The following is a 16,877-nucleotide window of genomic DNA, read 5'->3' on the forward strand; positions in this document are numbered from 1 at the left end:
CTGAGCTAGATCAGCCCGGCGCCACCTTGACACGAATCGCGGAAGCCCGGCTCACCTGAAATTAGTCTCATAATGAAAGCTTTACAGCGCAGCGCAAGCCACTCGACGGGTCGAAAGTGTCGCAGTTGCCGCAATGCAGCAAATTCAGGCCCGCTGGCACAAATACCGACCGTCAAGACACCATGTTCCTTTGCAACCAAATCGGTTGGGCGCGGGGCGTCAGGCGGCCTTCCTTTCGGATTTCGCCAGAAATTCGATGACCATAGCGGCGGTACAGGTGGATTCCGTGCCTCCGCAGAGGTCACCGGTTCTCGGGTCGTAATATTCGGCGAAACCGCTGTACGAATAACCAACAGGCTGTCCACCCCGATCCGGGCGGCGATGTCGTGCTGTCCCTGCCGGACCAGCCCGTCGGCGATCATGTAGTTCACGGTCAGCCAGGCCGGTCCGCGCCAGTACCGTTTGCCACCATAGCCGCCAGCCTTGGGATCATGGCTTGGGAAACGGAATGACACCGCCTCTGCGAGCGTTTCGATCCGCCTGGCGATGGCGGCTAGCCGGCTGGCCGGGATCGGCGCAAAGATCATCAGCAGCCCGCCGACCGAGGGGCTGTCGATCAGCGCTCCTATAACCCGGTCGTAACACAAGTATTCCCCGTGATCTTTGCTCCAGAGCGTGTCGAAGGCGGCAACTCCTGAAACGACGCGGGCGCGGCTGCGGGTAGCGATTTCATCCTCGCCCAGTTGAGCGGCCAAATCGGCCAGATCGGCGCATCCCAGGCGATCGAATTGTCGCGGCCCAATCCCCACGGATGGATGATCGCGACCAATCTGGTGCTGAGGGTCGCGGCAGCGGAAGAACCATTCATTCCAGACATCGATCATCGGCAGCAGAATGTGGGCCATCTGCTCGGCCAGCGAGCGATCCTTGGCGCGATCATAAAGACGGCGCACCGCAAATCCCGCCACTGGCGGCTGGATAATGCCCGAAGTCGGCATCGACCGCCCCGTCTGCCATACGCCGGGCCCCGGAAAGTAACCGTCATCTTAGTTCTGGAATCCGGTTGCAGCCCGGCGTCTAGGCGGCCTCTTCCAGTTCCAACGGAATGCCGGGTACAAACAGGTTCTGAGCGAGTGGAATCTGGGCGCGCCGATCATTTGGGACTGCGCCGATGACACGCTGGCAGGCCTCGCTGCGATGAAGGCGCTGCACGCGGCGCATCCGGATGTTACCGATATCATCTGCAATGGTGACTTGGTTGCAATCGGGGCCTATCTGGGGATTGCTCAGATGGGGCTGAGCCATGGTAAAGATATCTCGGTCATTGGGTTCGACAACATTCAGAACGCAGCCGTTGCGACGCCGCCGTTGTCCACTATGGCCGTTTCGCCCTATCAGATGGGCCGCAAGCTTGCGCGCGTGGTGCTGGGCCTCATCAAGGACCCGCAGTTGCCCACCGCCGTCTCGCTTGTTCCGGCAGAGCTGGTCGTCCGCGACACCACGGGCGCACCGGTTTCCCGCGTGTGAGCGAACCGAAACGGAGACATCGCTGAGCGGCGGAACCCGCCTCATCAAACAGCGCAGTCGGTTGCCTTCGTCTACCACCTGTACTTTCATTGGCCTGACAGCCGTCACTCGCAGAGGTCAGAGGATGCTCCCTACACTCGACACACTACGTCTGCGCCTGCGCCCACCCAGGTTTGATGACTGGCCCGACTATGCTCGCCTCATGTCCTCGGACCGCGCTGTGCATATGGGCGGTCCGTTTGCGGTGCGAGAGGCTTGGGGAATGTTTTGCAACGACGTTGCGCAATGGGAGCTGATGGGCCACGGCGCGCTGATGATCGACGCGCGCGACACCGGGCAATGCCTGGGACAAGTGGCGATCAATCACGGGCCGCTCTTTCCCGAACACGAACTGGGTTGGATGCTCTACGCCACCGCCGAAGGTCGGGGCATCGCCTTCGAGGCCGCGCATGCGATGCGTGACTGGGCGTTCGCGGCGCTGGGGCTTGCGACACTGGTCAGCTATATCGACGCCGACAATGCCCGTTCGCGCGCGCTGGCGGAAAGGCTGGGCGCAAGACGCGATGACAGCGCCGCCCGGCCCGATCCCGGCGATCTTGTCTATCGCCATCCCAGGCCCGCGACCTGATCGGCTGCAATTGCCCTGCCGTGCGGCGGCTGGCATACCGGATGTGCAGCCGGCACGCAGGAGGAGGCGCAGATGTGCAGATTTGTGGTCTATAGCGGGCCGGAGATTCCGCTTGAAAACATCGTCATTCTGCCCCGGCATTCCCTGCTGGACCAAAGCCAGCATGCCTCCGAGGCGAAGCTGGCCGTCAATGGCGACGGGTTCGGGATGGCCTGGTATGGCGATCAGGATCGTCCGGGCCTCTACCGCGACGTGTTGCCCGCCTGGTCGGACGGCAATCTGGTGGATCTGTGCCGGATGATCCGGTCGCGGCTCTTTCTGGCCCATATCCGCGCCTCGACCTTTGGCGAGACATCCCGCAACAATTGCCATCCCTTCACCTATGGCAATTGGTCCTTCATGCATAATGGCGAGATCGCCGACTTCCCGCGCCTGCGCCGCAGATTCGAGGCGATGCTGGGCGATGCCTACTATGCGGCGCGCCGCGGGCGCACGGATTCAGAGCTGTTCTTTCTGCTGCTGCTGACCAACGGATTGCAGGAAGACCCGCATGAAGCTGTTGTCCAGACAATCGCACAGATCGAAGCCGCCCAGGGCGAGGTCGCCCGAGGCAACCGTATCACCGCCACCTTTTCGGATGGCCATACCACCCACGCTTTCCGCTATTCCGGCAGCGACGATATCCCGACGCTCTATCATGGCAGCGGCATGGATCATGGTGGGCAGGTGCTGGCCTCGGAACCGCTAGACCCGAATACCGGCACTTGGACCATGCTTGAAGCCGGACGCCTCTACAGCCTGAACAAGGGCGCGCTGACACACCGCCCCCTGTCAGGCTGACGTCTACGTCACGGCCGGGCGATCAGACGCAGCACTGCAACCAGCACGATGCCGTAAAGGACATGGCCCACCAGCGCGACCCAGGCAATACCGGTGAAGCCCAGGAAGAACGGCAGACCGGCAATGGCGGTGATGCCGCCGATGGCAAAAATCCACAGACCAAAGCCATAGAGTGCCGAGGGCAGGAACCAGCCCCTCTGCCCCATGATGCGCGTCCAGATCGGCGCAAAGATGAACAGCCAGCCGACGGGATAACCGATCAGGCCAACCAGGTAGAAATGCACAAAATATCCGGCAAAATCGCCACTGGGCAGGCCAAGCGTGCTCAGCAGGCTGCGTGCCAGCCCGTGCGGCGACAGATTGGCGAAGCCAAGCGCGGGGCTGATCATCTGGCCCCAGAGGTCAAATGCGATCGTGGCAAAGAACCCGGAAATGAACATGGCTCCAAGCGTGGCAACGCTGAGCGAGGGGAACTTGCCCAATGCGGGGCTGTGTATGGCGGTCGTGGACATGTGATTCTCCGTTTGAAAGGCAGCCCTCGCCACCCGATGGCACCGCCCGGTCCGGGGCGAATGATCCTACCAAAGCGCCCAACACCCTGAATTAAAGAGCAAAGACAGAAACCTCACAGAACCGTGTTGGTATAGGGATTTACATTTCAAAAAACCCTACCTATTAGTAGGTTGTTATTTTGAAAACTGGAGCACCCCATGAAGATCTATGACGTCGAAGGCTTCCCCAACCCCGCCCGCGTCCGCATCGCGCTGGCCGAAAAAGGCGCAGCCGACAAGGTCGCGTTCATCCCTGTTGACGTGTTGGGCGGCGAACACCGGTCCGAGGCGTTCCGGCGCAAGAACCCCGATGCTGCCGTCCCGATGCTGGAGCTTGAGGACGGCACCTGTCTGTCGCACTGCACCGCAATAACCGAGTACATTGACGCGGCCTTCGACGGTGCGACGCTGTGTGGTGATACGGCGAAGGATCGCGCGGTCATCCACATGATGAACCGGCGCGCCGAAGCCGGATTGCTGGACGCGGTGGGCGACTATTTTCACCATGCGACGCCCGGCCTCGGACCCGATCTTGAGACTGACCAGAATGCCGATTGGGGCAATCGCCGCAAGGACCACGCTGTTGCGACGATGCGCTATCTTGATGGCGTTCTCAGCGCGAATGACTATCTTGCGGGGGACAGATTCTCGATGGCCGATATCACCGCTTTTGCCGGGCTGGCCTTTGCCGATCTCGCCGAACTCGACATTCCCGCCGAGCTAGGCAATCTCAGGAACTGGCGTGATAGGGTCGCGTCGCGCCCCAGTATCGCTGCGTGACCGGCCTGTCTGACAAGGAGCCAAACACATGGACCTGAATTCGGATTTCGCGCAACGGGTCGTGGTGCATTCCGCGCAAGAGCCGTGGCAGGCTTCACCGATGCCCGGTGTCGACCGGCGCATGCTGGACCGGATCGGCGGCGAAGTGGCCCGCGCCACCACCATCGTCCGCTATGCGCCCGGCAGCAACTTCTCGGCCCATACCCATACGGGCGGCGAGGAGTTCATCGTGCTCGACGGCGTGTTCCAGGACGAACATGGCGATTTCCCGGCGGGCACCTATGTACGCAACCCACCGACCACCAGCCACACGCCCGGCTCGGATCAAGGCTGCACGATCTTCGTAAAACTCTGGCAGTTCGACATGAGTGACCGCACCCAGTTCCGCAAGGACATGACCGCAGAGCTGAGCACACCGAAAGGCGGCGTTGCCACGGCTGAATTGCACTGCGATGCCCGCGAAAAAGTGACTTATCACGTGGTCGATGCGGGTGCGGCCCTGACAATCGACGATGCGGGGGGCATCGAAATGCTGGTGCTACGTGGCGCTCTCACCGAAGGTGGTGACGCGCTGCAACAGGGCGCATGGCTGCGCCTGCCCGAGGGTCAGGGGCTGGCGGCAGTTGCTGGTCCCCACGGGGCCAGGGTCTGGATCAAGACCGGCCATCTGCCCTATGCCCAACCCCCTGCAGCCTGACCCCTGCCCCACGGGCCGCCGCCCGAGGGCGCGCAATTTCAATCTGCCCCGGCCCTGCAGCGCGATCTGGCAGACAGGCGCGCGACAGCGTATCACTGCGAAAGGCAGTGGATGAAGAGGTGTGCGGAATGGCGGCAAACGAGACCAAGACAGAACTGATGGATGCGGCCGAGCAGCAGGTCCGGCACAAGGGCGCTGACGGGTTCAGTTACTCCGACCTAAGCCGGCTGGTGGGCATCCGAAAAGCCAGTATCCACTACCACTTCCCGGCGAAAGCCGATTTGCTGACAGCGATCATGGCGCGCTACGCCAAACGGGTCATGACCGCGCTTGACAGCTATGCGCAGGACCTGCCGGGGGCGGGCCGGCAATTGGCCGCTTTCATCGCCTTTTATCGCGATGCACTGCAAGACGGCACGGCGCTGTGTCTTTGCGTCGCCTACGCGGTCAGCCAAGATGGGCTGTCCGAGGGCACGCATCGCGAAATCTCGCAGTTTCGACAGCAGGTCCGCAGCTGGCTGGAAGAGACGTTTGCGCGGGCGCAAGCCGAAGGCTCTGTCAGAGATCTCACCAACGCCGCCTGCGAAGCAGCCGCTGCTCATGCACTTGTCGAAGGGGCCCAGATTGCCGCCCGCATCAGCGGCGATGCCGCCACCTTCGATGCGGCAACACAAGTCCTTCGTGAGAGGTTGGTGGGGGCAAAGTAGAACATCTGAACCTGTTCTATCGCCTCAATCATTGCCAGAAGATGCGCACAAATAAGCTGTGGAACCTTGCCGACAATCAAGCAACTGCGCCCGCAAGCTACGGGCGCAGTCAGTACTTAGCGGTCAATCCTCAGCCGATAATCGCGTTCAGCGTAGCGCTTGGACGCATCACCGCCGCAGTCTTGGCCGGATCGGTTTTGTAGTAGCCACCCAAATCCGCCACCGGGCCCTGCGCGGCGGCCAGTTCAGACAGGATCGCTGCCTCTTGCCCCGCCAGCTCCGCTGCGACGGGTGCAAACTCGGCAGCGAGTTCGGCGTCGTCCGTTTGCGCGGCCAATGCCTCGGCCCAATAGCGGGAAAACCAATAGTGGCTGTCGCGGTTATCGGGCTCTCCGACCTTGCGGCTGGGTGAGCGGTTGTCGTCCAGAATGCCCTGTGTCGCGACCTCGGCCGCGGCTCCCAGTACACCCGCCTTGGCGTTACCCTGTGCATCCGCAAGGAAGTTCAGCGACTCGCCCAGGGCGCAGAACTCGCCCATCGAATCCCAGCGCAGATGGCTTTCCTCGACCAGTTGCTGCACATGTTTGGGAGCCGAGCCACCGGCACCGGTCTCGAACAACCCGCCGCCCTGCATCAGTTTGACGATGGACAGCATCTTGGCCGAAGTGCCCAGTTCCAGGATCGGGAACAGGTCGGTCAGGTAGTCCCGCAACACGTTGCCGGTGATGGCAATGCTGTCCTTGCCCGCGGTGATGGTCTCCAGCGATTGCCGGGTCGCTTCGCGCGGGGCCATGATCAGGAAATTGTCCGCAACTCCCGCTGCTTCCAGCGCGGGCTTCACGTAAGCGATCAATTGCGCGTCATGGGCACGGGAGGCATCCAGCCAGAAGATCGCCTCGGACCCGGTCAGGCGCTGCCGGTCCATCGCCAGTTGAATCCAGTTCTCGATCGGCGCTTTCTTGACAGTGCACGACCGCCAGATGTCACCCCTCTCGACCTCATGGGAATGCAGCGTCTCGCCATTGGCCAGCACGATGCGGATTGTGCCATCGGCCGGTGCCTGAAAGGTGGTCGGATGCGAGCCGTATTCCTCGGCCTTCTGCGCCATCAGGCCGACATTGGCGACGGCCCCGGCGGTGGACGGATCCAGCGCGCCATTGGCTTTGAAGAACTTGACGCTTTCGTCATAGACCGGCGCATAGCAATTGTCCGGGATCACGCAATTCACGTCACCCTTGGCGCCTGTCGCGTCCCAGCCCTTGCCGCCCGCACGGATCACAGCGGGCATCGAGGCGTCGATGATCACGTCCGATGGCACGTGCAGGTTGGTGATGCCCTTGTCGCTGTCGACCATGTACATGGCCGGGCGATCCGCCGTCAGCGCCTCGATGTCACCCTGAATGGCAGCGGCGTTCGGCAACTCGGCAATTCGGGCCAACACGTCGCCCATACCCGAGTTCGGGTTCACCCCTGCCGCATCCAGATCGGCGGCGTATTTGTCAAAGATCGGGGCCAGCCAGGCCTTGACGGCATGGCCAAAGATGATTGGGTCCGAGACCTTCATCATCGTCGCCTTCATATGGAGCGAGAACATGATGCCGTCGGCCTTGGTGGCTTCGATCTGCTCGGCCAGGAAACCGGACAATGCCTTGGCGGACATGAAAGTCGCGTCCGCAACGGTGCCTTCTTCCAGCGGCCAGGCGTCTTTCAGCACTGTGACCGTACCATCCTTACCGACAAATTCGATTTTTGCCGTCCCGGCCTGCGCGGCGGTGATGGTGGCCGATTTCTCGTTGGAATAGAAATCATTGCCCGACATCGACGACACATGTGTCTTGCTGTCCGACGCCCATGTCCCCATCGAATGCGGATTCTTCTGGGCGAAGTTCTTGACGGCGCGGGCGGCGCGACGGTCGGAATTGCCCTCACGCAGAACCGGGTTCACGGCAGAACCCTTGATCGCGTCATAGCGCGCGCGGATCATTTTTTCCTCATCCGTGGCAGGCTCTTCGGGATAGGTCGGAATGTCGTATCCCTGCCCCTGCAGTTCTTCGATGGCGGCAACAAGCTGCGGCACTGATGCCGAGATATTGGGCAGTTTGATGACATTGGCCGACGGCGTTTTGACCAACTCACCCAATTCCGCCAGATCGTCGGATTGGCGTTGCGCGTCGGTCAGGTTTTCCGGGAAGGTCGAAATAATCCGGCCCGCAAGCGAGATATCCTTGGTCCCGACGCTTACCCCCGCTGCTGCGGCGAACTTGCGGATGATGGGCAGAAACGAGGCCGAAGCCAGTTCGGGCGCTTCGTCTACGATGGTATACAATATGTCGGGGTTTGATTTTTCAGCCATATTCTCTTACCTTTTTTTGCCGTTCAGGGGCGTGCGATCCAAGAGTGTGCGCTGCGCGCTTGCAGCAGAATGCGAAGCGGTCCCGCAGGACCGGTCCGGGCGACTCTGATGTGACAGGCCTCCCATAAATCACTCGGGCGCTCTGCGCAATCGACCCGAGGTGTGCATTTTGACGCGATAGCCACAAAACTCGGGCAAATCCCGGCTTCAGACGGTGGGGAAATGGATTTCGAACCTTGCGCCCCTTTTCGACGGCATAAGCTCGATTGCCGCCCCGTGTGCCCCCAGCAGATTGGCCACGATGGTCAGGCCCATGCCGGTGCCACCCTGCTCCCTTGCGGTGGTGAAGAAGGGGGCGAATATGCGGTCCCGGTTGCCTTCGGAAATACCCGGGCCATCATCGTGAACTGTCAGATGCCCGGGTACGGCGCGCAAGGTCACACGGCTTGCGCCATGTCGCTTCGCATTGTCGAGCAGATGATGCAGCACGATCTGCAGCCCCGATGCAGCGAGCGGCAAAGACTGGTCGGCGCCTTCAATTTCGAACCGCAGGTCGGGGAAAACCGTCTGTAATCCATCAGACAGTTCACCGAGGCGGGCCCTGCCGTGATGTTCGGGCGCACGTGCTGCGGTTACACGGCGCAACGCCTTCAGATGCGATTGCATCTGCTCGGTTGCACCGAGTATCTGCAGGGCCAGCGCCTTGTCATCTGCGGCGAGTTTTGGACTGTCCGACAGCAGCTCTCCTGCGGCTCGGATCGCGGTCACCGGTGTCTTCAGCTCATGGGTTACGTGTTCTGCAAAACCGCGGACCGAGGCCTCGCGCCGCTGCAGTGTCTCGGCCATACCCAAAACCGCTTCGCCCAGCCGGGTGGCCTCGCGCGTGCCGAGCCGCGAAGGCGACGCCCCGGTCTCTCCACGCTGAACCGCCGAGGCGTGATCGGCCAGCGCGGTGATCGGACGCAGCAGCAGGCGATATTGCAGATAACCCAGAACACCTGTGGCCAACCCGATGGCCAGCGCGAGCAGCACCGCAGCCTTGCGAAACCCGATCTCAGGCCCAAGGTAGCGCAACAGCACCAGCCCCAGCAGCGACAGCAGCAGCGTTCCCGCCAGCCCTCCGCCCAGCACCAGCGCCAGACCGGGCCGCCATTTGCGCCTTATCCGGGCCATTGCGTCATCCGCAGACCCACCCCGTGCACGGTTTCAATCGCCGCTTCGCCGCCCTTTTCCGCCAGCTTCCGGCGCAGATTGCGCACATGGCTGTCCAATGTCCGGTCAGAGTTCTGCGCCCCCGCGCCATAGACCGCGCTCAGTAATTCCCGTCGCGACAGAACCTTTCCGGGGTCCTCCATCAGGCGATGCAGAATCGTCATTTCGGTTGCGGTCAGCTCCAGCGGCGCACCCAACCAGCGGCAGGTATGCCCGGCCAGATCCAGTTCAATCGGACCATGGCGTAGCAGTTCAGCATCGAATCTGCGTCCGGCCCGCTTCAGGATCGCGTTGATACGGGCGACAAGCTCGCGCGGGCTGAACGGTTTGGTGACATAATCGTCACCGCCTAGTTCGAACCCCAGCACCCGGTCGATCTCGTCATCGCGGGCGGTCAGGAACAGGATCGGCACCTGAGATCTTGCGCGTATCCGGCGGCAGACCTCCAGCCCGTCAAGTTCTGGCAGGCCAACATCCAGAACGATCAGATCCGGCGCCTCGCGGGTGGCATGGGTCAGCGCCATCTGGCCATCCCGCGCGGTGATCACCTGAAACTCTGCCCGCTGCAATGTGATCGCCACCAGCTCGCGCAGGCGCGGATCATCATCGACCACGAGTATTTTCATGCCCGACCTCCGGTTCCGGGTTCTGCGGCAGACTACGGATCACCCGATCTGCGCGAAAGCCCCATTCGCGCCAGTTAGTGATGGCCGGAGTTTCGACATTACATGGCAACTCCCACTTCGATGCCATCAGCGGCTGCGCCGCCATCGGCCCAAGATGGCAGAGGTAGTACGGGTCGCGCAGCCCGAAATGCCGCAGGTTGTTTTCAGCGATCAAAGCCGCAAAGTTCACGAAGCAGCAGGTATAGAGGGCAACCAACCCCAAACCGGCGCAGCGGGTCATCAGCCAAAGATTGCTCCGCCGCGCGAAAATCTGCCAGCCGGTCAGGCACAGCCCCGCCGCCACCAACCCCATCCAGATCACCGCATGGACGCGCAAATAGGTCAGCCCATAAGCCTCGACATAATGCGACAATCGCAACAGGGACGAAACCACCAGCAGCACGTTCTGCGCCAACCACAGATAAACCAGCCGCTTCAGCCCCGGACGCTCTGCCAGATAGGGGCGCGCGGCAAGGGCAAAGGCCCCTGCCAGCAGCGCGGTCAGAACCAGCGGATAGGCCCCTCGATGGGCATAGGTCGCATAGCTCATGCCATCGGGCAGCGCCGCGCCCGCCCATAGATAGGCTGCGTCAAGCCCTGTCTGGACCAACATCACCAGATTGAACGTGACCAGAGCATTGGCCACTGATTGGGCGTTGATCCCAAACGCCCAGCTCAGCGGCACACGGGTTCTGGTGCGCGACCGCAGCAGATCGGCATCCAGCGCTACAGCCAGCACCGGCCAAAGGAGCAGCGCCATGCCCAGCCAGAAGGCCAGCCTTTCAACCCGAATACCTATCCGAAACACGCGGCCCACGGCTTCGGACAGCACCGGATTTGCCGACAGGATCAGCGCCCCGAAGATCAGCAGCCCAGCCACCGGAAAGGCCCAGCCCCGCCAGAGCCGAACCATCCAACCATGCCTCGCCTGACCCCGCATATGGCGCAATCCGCAGCCGACCTGCCAGACCCCCAGCACCGGGATCAGCCCGACAAAGCGACGCAGTGCACCACCCAGTCCCTGCCACGACCCGAGAGCCGCCCAGCACAGCGCCACCGACGATCCGCCCAGAAGAAACGCAACCGACAGGGCCTGAACATGTTCGATGACCGGCAGCACGCTCAACCCCAACAACAAAGCAGGTCCCGCCAGCCCCTGCCTGCGCCCGAGCAAAGCCCAAACCGCCATCGCAACCAGCAAGGCAAATACCGCCAGCGAGAGACCGGGCGCGTGATCCATGAACAGAAAGTCCGCACAGCCGACAAGGACAAGCAGGATCAGCATGGCACGCGGCACCCCGCCCCCTGACCGCCCGTCCCTGCGCGCGCGCTCGTCGCGGCCATCGCCATCGAACCACCACATATCCTGCATCAGCACGGCGGGCACGCCGCGCAATATCAACTGTCTCATTCTTCGATCTCCGGTTTCTTGTTCTGCTCAGCACAGCCATGCCTCAAACCGTGTGCAGACCCGTCGCAGCGCTTGTGCAGATTATGTGCAGAAGACCCGGTCGGCCCCTTGGCCTCACTTTCAACCACGTCTAAGAAGGCCCCCGCCCCTCGCTGAAGGAGACAGTCTTGGATCGGTCCAACCATATCATCGCCTCGGAAATCAACGCCCGCCCCGAACAGGTACAGGCCGCCGTCAAACTGCTGGATGAAGGCGCCACCGTGCCCTTCGTTGCGCGCTACCGCAAGGAAGCCACCGGCGGGCTGGACGACACGCAGCTGCGGGTTCTGGCCGAACAGCTGTCCTACCTGCGTGAGCTGAATGCACGGCGCGATACGATCCTTGGCTCGATCCGCGATCAGGGCAAGCTGACCGATGATCTGGCCAAATCCATCGCCGGGGCCGAGACCAAGGCGCAGCTGGAAGACATCTATCTGCCCTACAAACCCAAACGCCGCACCAAGGCAATGATCGCGCGCGAAAACGGGCTGGAACCGCTGGCACAAGCGATCCTTGCTGACCGCACGGCCGAACCCGAAGCACTGGCCGCCGGATATCTGACCGAAGCCGTGCCCACCACCAAGGACGCACTGAACGGCGCGCGCGACATTCTGGCCGAGGGGCTGGCCGAGAACGCCGATCTGCTGGGCGATCTGCGCCGGTTCCTGCACCGCGAGGCGCTGATCACCTCGAAACTGGTCGAGGGGCAGGACCAGACTGGCGCCAAATTCCGCGACTATTTCGACCATTCTGAAAAATGGGCCACCGCGCCCTCGCATCGGGCGTTGGCGATGCTGCGCGCCTCGAAGGAAGGTGTCGTGACACTGGATATCGGACCCGAGCCTGAAACCGGTGCTTCACGGGCAGAGGCGATCGTGGCCGCGCATCTGCACACCAAGGGCAACGGGCCGGGCGATCTCTGGCTGCGCAAGATCGCCGGGTGGACCTGGCGCGTGAAACTCAGCCTGTCGATGATGGTCGAGTTGATGGGCGATCTGCGCGCCCGCGCGCAGGACGCGGCGATTGCGGTTTTTGCCCGCAACCTGAAGGATCTGCTCTTTGCCGCACCGGCCGGGGCCAAAGCGACGCTTGGGCTTGATCCGGGCATCCGCACCGGTGTCAAGGCGGCAGTGGTGGATGCGACCGGTAAGCTGGTTGCGACCGACACGCTTTACCCGTTTCAACCCAAGAACGACCTGCGCGGCGCGCAAGCGGCGCTTTTGAAACTGATCACGACCCAAGGCATCGAGTTGATTGCCATCGGCAACGGTACCGCCAGCCGCGAGACCGAAAAGCTGGTGGGCGGTACGCTCAAACTGCTGCCCCATGATGTGAAGAAGCCCACCAAGGTTGTGGTGTCCGAGGCCGGGGCCTCGGTCTATTCCGCCTCGGAACTGGCGGCGCGCGAGTTTCCCGATCTCGATGTCAGCTTGCGTGGAGCGGTCTCGATTGCGCGTCGTCTACAGGACCCGCTGGCCGAACTGGTGAAGATCGAACCGAAATCCATCGGCGTCGGACAATACCAGCATGATGTTGACCAAACCCGTCTGGGCCGCGCGCTGGAGGCAGTGATCGAGGATGTGGTGAACGCGGTGGGTGTCGATCTGAACATGGCATCCGCACCGCTGCTGACCCATGTCTCGGGGCTTGGCCCCGGTCTGGCCGAGGCGGTTGTGGCACATCGCGACGTACATGGGGCCTTCACGTCCCGCAAAGACCTGCTGAAGGTCGCGCGGCTTGGCCCCCGCGCCTTTGAACAATGCGCGGGTTTTCTGCGCATCCGTAACGGCATGGAACCGCTGGACGCGTCCTCGGTCCACCCCGAGGCTTATGGCGTGGCGCGGCGCATCGTGCAGGCCTGTGGCCGCGATCTGCGCCAGATCATGGGCGACGACACCGCGCTGCGAGGCCTGCGCGCCGAGGATTTCGTCGATGACAGCTTTGGTCTGCCCACCGTGCGCGATATCCTGAGCGAGCTGGAGAAACCGGGCCGCGACCCGCGCCCCAGCTTCGTCACCGCCAGTTTCACCGACGGGGTCGAGCAGATCACCGATCTCAAACCCGGCATGATGTTAGAGGGCACCGTGACCAATGTGGCGGCTTTTGGGGCCTTCGTGGATGTTGGTGTGCATCAGGACGGGCTGGTGCATGTCAGCCAATTGGCGGACCGGTTCGTTAAGGACCCGCATGAGGTGGTCAAGGCCGGTCAGGTCGTCCGGGTGCGGGTGGTCGAAGTCGATGTGCCCCGCAAGCGGATCGGCCTGAGCATGCGCAAGGATGGTGGCGGCAAACCTGCGGCATCAGAGGACCGCAAACCGCAAGGGCAGACACTGCGCAAGCATGGTCAGCTCAAGCGCAAGGCGCAGACTGATCAGCAAGGCGCACTGGGCGCAGCCCTGCGCGATGCAATGCGTAAATCGTGATGAAAAACTGACGGTAAAGCGACGCGGTCGAAAAAGAGCGCAAGCGTTGCAACTGATCCCCTCCACCGGTTCTGTTGCCAGATTCGCATTGGGAGTTCACTGGGCATTGTTGATGGTGCGATCCGTTCGGTTGATTGGAAGCAAGCACCCACCAATCATCGGTACATAGCCCAGCGTCTTGTGTAATACCAAGATGACAACCGCGCTGGTCGACGTCTGCTGATCTTCCAATGAGCGAAAGATGCCCAGGTTATAGTCCGAAACTACTTACTCGTTCCACAAGCCAGTAGGTCGCCAGGCATCCAATGCTGTACCCCGTTGCTGATTTTGCAATTGATTTGACAGTCGGCGTCATGAGGTGCGTGGAACTTCGCCCAAGCAAGACAAAAGCAAAGAGCGCTGCGATGAATGTGAGTTGCCCAGCTTCAACACCGATATTGAAGGCGATTAGTGCAGCCGGAATTTCCGTGGGTGGCAGCCCGATTTCCGACAACGCCCCCGCAAATCCGAGCCCATGCAACAGACCGAAACAAAAGCAGACGATCCACGGGAATTGTTCGGACAGCCTCACCTGCCCGTCCTTCTGTTTGAGTATTTCCAGTGCCAGAAAAACGATCGAGAGTGCAATCACCGCTTCGACCGGTTGCCCGGGAACGCGCAAGACCCCAAATGTCGCCAAAGCCAATGTGATCGAGTGCGCCACCGTGAACGCGGTGATCGCGCCGACAAGACGCCAGGGGTCGCGCACCAGAACGAACAGCGCAAAAACGAAAAGAAGATGATCCCAGCCTTCCAGAATATGTTCGAATCCTAGACGAAAATAACTGGCGAAGACCGACCAGATCGTCGGTGCCTTGGGGACAGTCAGGACCGGTGTCTGAGGTGTGAAACGTAAGGTCGTTGGCTCTCCATCAAGAGGCTGCAGACGCAGCAGGACGTCATTTCTCTGCGCTTCGAGCCCTGTGACAGTGATCGGGTGACCGGCAAGATCCAACTTGCATTCCGCAACCCAGACGGACAACCAGGCAGCCTCGTCGGATGTCGGATCCGGGCCGCGTGCAGGTGAGCAGTGCTCGGGCAATACGGCGTCGATCTCCATGGGTCGGCCGTTCACGTCCGGCATGCGCCAGATCACCTGCCAGCTTTCGGTCGTCAATTGCCTTATGTCGAGATAGCCCGGATCCAGAGCATGGGCATGCCCGGCATTTGCTGCAAAGGCCAGCCACACGGGCAGCAAGAAATACCGGGCCGATCTCATTGGGCCATCGCCCCCAGGTCGGGCATGGTGATCTGGTATTGCCCGGCCAGTTTCTCGTATTGCACCTGTGCCAGTTCCACGCCGACTTTGCGGCGCCACTGTTGCGCGACGCTTTCGCGGATGGCATCCAGCGGCGGCAGTTGCGATGGCTGCGTTTCGGTGATCCGAACAAGATGCTGCCCGTACCCCGAAGGGATCGGACCTGACCAGATCCCCGGCTGCAATGGGGCGATGGCCCCCGAGAAACCGCGACCAAAAGCGGCGTCGACAGTGCGACCTGCGGACAGGGACATCGTCGCGGGAAGCAACGACGGCGTTCCAACCATTGATCGGTCGATACCGGAGTTCAGTGCAGAAAGTGCGTTTTGGACGTCGTCAGAGTTTGGTGCATCGCCCAGAAAGACCTGTTCAAATGCGAACTGAGGCGCAGACATGAACTGTTGGGGGTTATCTTGCAGATAGGCGGCAAGAACGTCATCCTCCGGAACAACGGACGAAGCGATTGCATCGGTCAGAAAGTCCATCTTTTGCGCGAGCCGCGCGCGAATGACCTGATCGCCCCGGTTCAACCCAAGCTTACGCGCCTCGCGAACTAACACCTCTTCCCGGACCAGCGCGTCTATCAAAGCCTGCAATTCCGTCTGGTTCGGCGGGCGGTTCCAACTTGTCTGAAACCGGGTTCTCAACAGGCCTACATCACCTTCGTCCACAATTATCACTTCATCTGGAGCCACCGTTGAGTTTTCAGGCTCGACCCGGGCGAACCAAACAAAAATGGCTATTCCAACCAGCAGAAAGTGAAGCAGGGGTTCTTTGACAATGCGCATGAGCGGTCCCGACTGAGTTCAAGACAGAGCGTAAGAGTGAGGGAGCAAACACCTCAAGAGATCGGCGGAAATATCCGATTTGTTCCCTGATACCGGAGCAGAAGTAACCAGGCGGCAAGACCCGCCCGGTGACACCTGAGGTCGCCAACGGATCAATCACTCGCTGGGCGTATACCAGATTGGCGATGAATAGGCGCGCTCCTGATGGGTCAATTGTGCCTCTTCCGGCAGATCGACCCCGAACCGGACCTTGTCATAGAGCACCCAGCGCGGTGACGGGATTTCGAGAACTCTTGCGTAATAAAATGCTCGCTCCGCAGGGTCGAATTCCGGGTCGGACCAGACCGCAACCAATTCAGACGCACCGATGGTGTTGCTCCAACCGGCAGTTTCCAGGTCAACCGTGTTCCCGACAGCGGGAAGCGTGCCGTCCGCTCCGAGCGCCCGATCATCCGACCAGACGACATTAAAGACCTTCTCCTGAAGCACCCTTTCCGCGTCCAGCCAACCCTTTACAACCTGCACCCGGTCAAGGTTCGCCCCGATCGGGTCCCGCAGGGCGCCAATCAGGAAGGTGGGCGCTCCGTCACCTTCACGCGGGCGCAGATCGCCGCCCATAGGCACACCTTTCGTATACCCGACGTCAGCCACGAGACGGGTCAGCAAATCCTCTTCGACAAAGTCCCAGCCACCAAAGAAACGCAGCCCGATCCGCGGGCCTGTGGTGGCGTAGGTTTCCCGACGTTTGAACGCGTCGAAGATGGCCGTTCGCGTGTTTTCGGAGGCCCAAACCGCAGTATATCCCGAGGCAACCAGCGTGTGCCCTTCGAACGCGCCCAGGTCACTTTCAACGAAGGGGTGCTGCACCCGGGTTGCAGAGGGTTCGGCGCTGACGGACTTGCCGAAAAAGTTTTCCTCCTCGGCGGTTGCGAGGGAAGTATGGCTATCCGTGGCGCCGC

At 61.5% G+C, this 16,877-nt stretch carries 15 protein-coding genes and 1 pseudogene; 7 read left to right on the forward strand and 9 right to left on the reverse strand.

The window, feature by feature from the left end; translation table 11 throughout:
- Positions 1-5 precede the first annotated feature (5 nt).
- Positions 6-998: an MGH1-like glycoside hydrolase domain-containing protein gene (locus tag M3P21_RS19825; RefSeq protein WP_249712915.1), complete on the reverse strand. Its 993-nt coding sequence runs from the start codon at positions 996-998 to the stop codon at positions 6-8.
- 112 nt (positions 999-1,110) lie between these two features.
- Between M3P21_RS19825 and M3P21_RS19830 the strand changes: the two are divergent.
- The 3 genes and pseudogenes from M3P21_RS19830 to M3P21_RS19840 all read left to right on the forward strand — a co-directional run.
- Positions 1,111-1,527 (forward strand): annotated as a pseudogene (locus tag M3P21_RS19830) (substrate-binding domain-containing protein); the annotation flags it as partial.
- Between the two features lie 124 nt (positions 1,528-1,651).
- Positions 1,652-2,155: a GNAT family N-acetyltransferase gene (locus tag M3P21_RS19835; RefSeq protein ID WP_249712917.1), complete on the forward strand. Its 504-nt coding sequence runs from the start codon at positions 1,652-1,654 to the stop codon at positions 2,153-2,155.
- 72 nt (positions 2,156-2,227) lie between these two features.
- Positions 2,228-2,995 (forward strand): class II glutamine amidotransferase, encoded by a 768-nt coding sequence (locus tag M3P21_RS19840; protein ID WP_249712919.1) that lies wholly within the window; start codon positions 2,228-2,230, stop codon positions 2,993-2,995.
- An 8-nt stretch (positions 2,996-3,003) separates the two neighbouring features.
- On the opposite strand, the gene M3P21_RS19845 is transcribed toward M3P21_RS19840, so the two are convergent.
- On the reverse strand, positions 3,004-3,507 hold the full coding sequence (locus M3P21_RS19845) for a hypothetical protein (RefSeq protein ID WP_249712922.1): 504 nt from the start codon (positions 3,505-3,507) through the stop codon (positions 3,004-3,006).
- A 198-nt stretch (positions 3,508-3,705) separates the two neighbouring features.
- On the opposite strand from M3P21_RS19845, the gene M3P21_RS19850 reads away from it, so the two are divergent.
- From M3P21_RS19850 to M3P21_RS19860, 3 genes are all read left to right on the forward strand, one after another.
- Positions 3,706-4,326 (forward strand): glutathione S-transferase, encoded by a 621-nt coding sequence (locus M3P21_RS19850; protein WP_249712924.1) that lies wholly within the window; start codon positions 3,706-3,708, stop codon positions 4,324-4,326.
- 28 nt (positions 4,327-4,354) lie between these two features.
- Positions 4,355-5,023, forward strand: a complete 669-nt coding sequence (locus tag M3P21_RS19855; RefSeq protein WP_249712926.1) for a cupin domain-containing protein — start codon at positions 4,355-4,357, stop codon at positions 5,021-5,023.
- A gap of 128 nt (positions 5,024-5,151) precedes the next feature.
- A complete protein-coding gene (locus M3P21_RS19860) occupies positions 5,152-5,730 on the forward strand; it encodes a TetR/AcrR family transcriptional regulator (RefSeq protein ID WP_249712928.1) in 579 nt (192 codons plus the stop codon).
- Between the two features lie 130 nt (positions 5,731-5,860).
- Here the strand turns inward: M3P21_RS19860 and M3P21_RS19865 are convergent, their stop codons facing one another.
- The 4 genes from M3P21_RS19865 to M3P21_RS19880 form a co-directional block, all read right to left on the reverse strand.
- Positions 5,861-8,083, reverse strand: a complete 2,223-nt coding sequence (locus tag M3P21_RS19865) for an NADP-dependent isocitrate dehydrogenase (RefSeq protein WP_249712930.1) — start codon at positions 8,081-8,083, stop codon at positions 5,861-5,863.
- 207 nt (positions 8,084-8,290) lie between these two features.
- Positions 8,291-9,256 (reverse strand): sensor histidine kinase, encoded by a 966-nt coding sequence (locus tag M3P21_RS19870; protein WP_249712932.1) that lies wholly within the window; start codon positions 9,254-9,256, stop codon positions 8,291-8,293.
- Positions 9,244-9,921, reverse strand: a complete 678-nt coding sequence (locus M3P21_RS19875) for a response regulator transcription factor (protein ID WP_249712935.1) — start codon at positions 9,919-9,921, stop codon at positions 9,244-9,246. Before M3P21_RS19875 ends, M3P21_RS19870 begins: the two co-directional genes overlap by 13 nt.
- Positions 9,899-11,371: a DUF4153 domain-containing protein gene (locus M3P21_RS19880; RefSeq protein ID WP_249712937.1), complete on the reverse strand. Its 1,473-nt coding sequence runs from the start codon at positions 11,369-11,371 to the stop codon at positions 9,899-9,901. The genes M3P21_RS19875 and M3P21_RS19880 overlap by 23 nt, the downstream gene beginning before the upstream one ends.
- Positions 11,372-11,538: 167 nt before the next feature.
- Between M3P21_RS19880 and M3P21_RS19885 the strand changes: the two genes are divergently transcribed.
- Positions 11,539-13,833, forward strand: a complete 2,295-nt coding sequence (locus M3P21_RS19885; protein ID WP_249712939.1) for a Tex family protein — start codon at positions 11,539-11,541, stop codon at positions 13,831-13,833.
- 250 nt (positions 13,834-14,083) lie between these two features.
- Here M3P21_RS19885 and M3P21_RS19890 read toward each other — a convergent pair whose 3' ends face one another.
- The 3 genes from M3P21_RS19890 to M3P21_RS19900 form a co-directional block, all read right to left on the reverse strand.
- Positions 14,084-15,091 (reverse strand): HupE/UreJ family protein, encoded by a 1,008-nt coding sequence (locus M3P21_RS19890; RefSeq protein ID WP_249712941.1) that lies wholly within the window; start codon positions 15,089-15,091, stop codon positions 14,084-14,086.
- Complete coding sequence (locus M3P21_RS19895; RefSeq protein ID WP_249712943.1) at positions 15,088-15,918, reverse strand: peptidylprolyl isomerase; 831 nt, start codon at positions 15,916-15,918, stop codon at positions 15,088-15,090. Before M3P21_RS19895 ends, M3P21_RS19890 begins: the two co-directional genes overlap by 4 nt.
- Before the next feature lie 156 nt (positions 15,919-16,074).
- On the reverse strand, positions 16,075-16,877 hold an 803-nt coding region (locus tag M3P21_RS19900), incomplete at its 5' end, for a DUF3604 domain-containing protein (RefSeq protein ID WP_249712945.1).

The sequence above is a fragment of the Ruegeria spongiae genome (assembly GCF_023502395.1).
GTDB lineage: Bacteria > Pseudomonadota > Alphaproteobacteria > Rhodobacterales > Rhodobacteraceae > Ruegeria_C > Ruegeria_C spongiae.

What these genes read in the sequence shown, in the direction of transcription:
- M3P21_RS19865 (WP_249712930.1), bottom strand. Translation starts at nt 8,083, where the DNA reads ATGGCTGAAAAATCAAACCCCGACATATTGTATACCATCGTAGACGAA.
- M3P21_RS19875 (WP_249712935.1), bottom strand. Translation starts at nt 9,921, where the DNA reads ATGAAAATACTCGTGGTCGATGATGATCCGCGCCTGCGCGAGCTGGTG.
- M3P21_RS19895 (WP_249712943.1), bottom strand. Translation starts at nt 15,918, where the DNA reads ATGCGCATTGTCAAAGAACCCCTGCTTCACTTTCTGCTGGTTGGAATA.
- M3P21_RS19845 (WP_249712922.1), bottom strand. Translation starts at nt 3,507, where the DNA reads ATGTCCACGACCGCCATACACAGCCCCGCATTGGGCAAGTTCCCCTCG.
- M3P21_RS19850 (WP_249712924.1), top strand. Translation starts at nt 3,706, where the DNA reads ATGAAGATCTATGACGTCGAAGGCTTCCCCAACCCCGCCCGCGTCCGC.
- M3P21_RS19840 (WP_249712919.1), top strand. Translation starts at nt 2,228, where the DNA reads ATGTGCAGATTTGTGGTCTATAGCGGGCCGGAGATTCCGCTTGAAAAC.
- M3P21_RS19890 (WP_249712941.1), bottom strand. Translation starts at nt 15,091, where the DNA reads ATGAGATCGGCCCGGTATTTCTTGCTGCCCGTGTGGCTGGCCTTTGCA.
- M3P21_RS19825 (WP_249712915.1), bottom strand. Translation starts at nt 998, where the DNA reads ATGCCGACTTCGGGCATTATCCAGCCGCCAGTGGCGGGATTTGCGGTG.
- M3P21_RS19870 (WP_249712932.1), bottom strand. Translation starts at nt 9,256, where the DNA reads ATGGCCCGGATAAGGCGCAAATGGCGGCCCGGTCTGGCGCTGGTGCTG.
- M3P21_RS19860 (WP_249712928.1), top strand. Translation starts at nt 5,152, where the DNA reads ATGGCGGCAAACGAGACCAAGACAGAACTGATGGATGCGGCCGAGCAG.
- M3P21_RS19855 (WP_249712926.1), top strand. Translation starts at nt 4,355, where the DNA reads ATGGACCTGAATTCGGATTTCGCGCAACGGGTCGTGGTGCATTCCGCG.
- M3P21_RS19835 (WP_249712917.1), top strand. Translation starts at nt 1,652, where the DNA reads ATGCTCCCTACACTCGACACACTACGTCTGCGCCTGCGCCCACCCAGG.
- M3P21_RS19880 (WP_249712937.1), bottom strand. Translation starts at nt 11,371, where the DNA reads ATGAGACAGTTGATATTGCGCGGCGTGCCCGCCGTGCTGATGCAGGAT.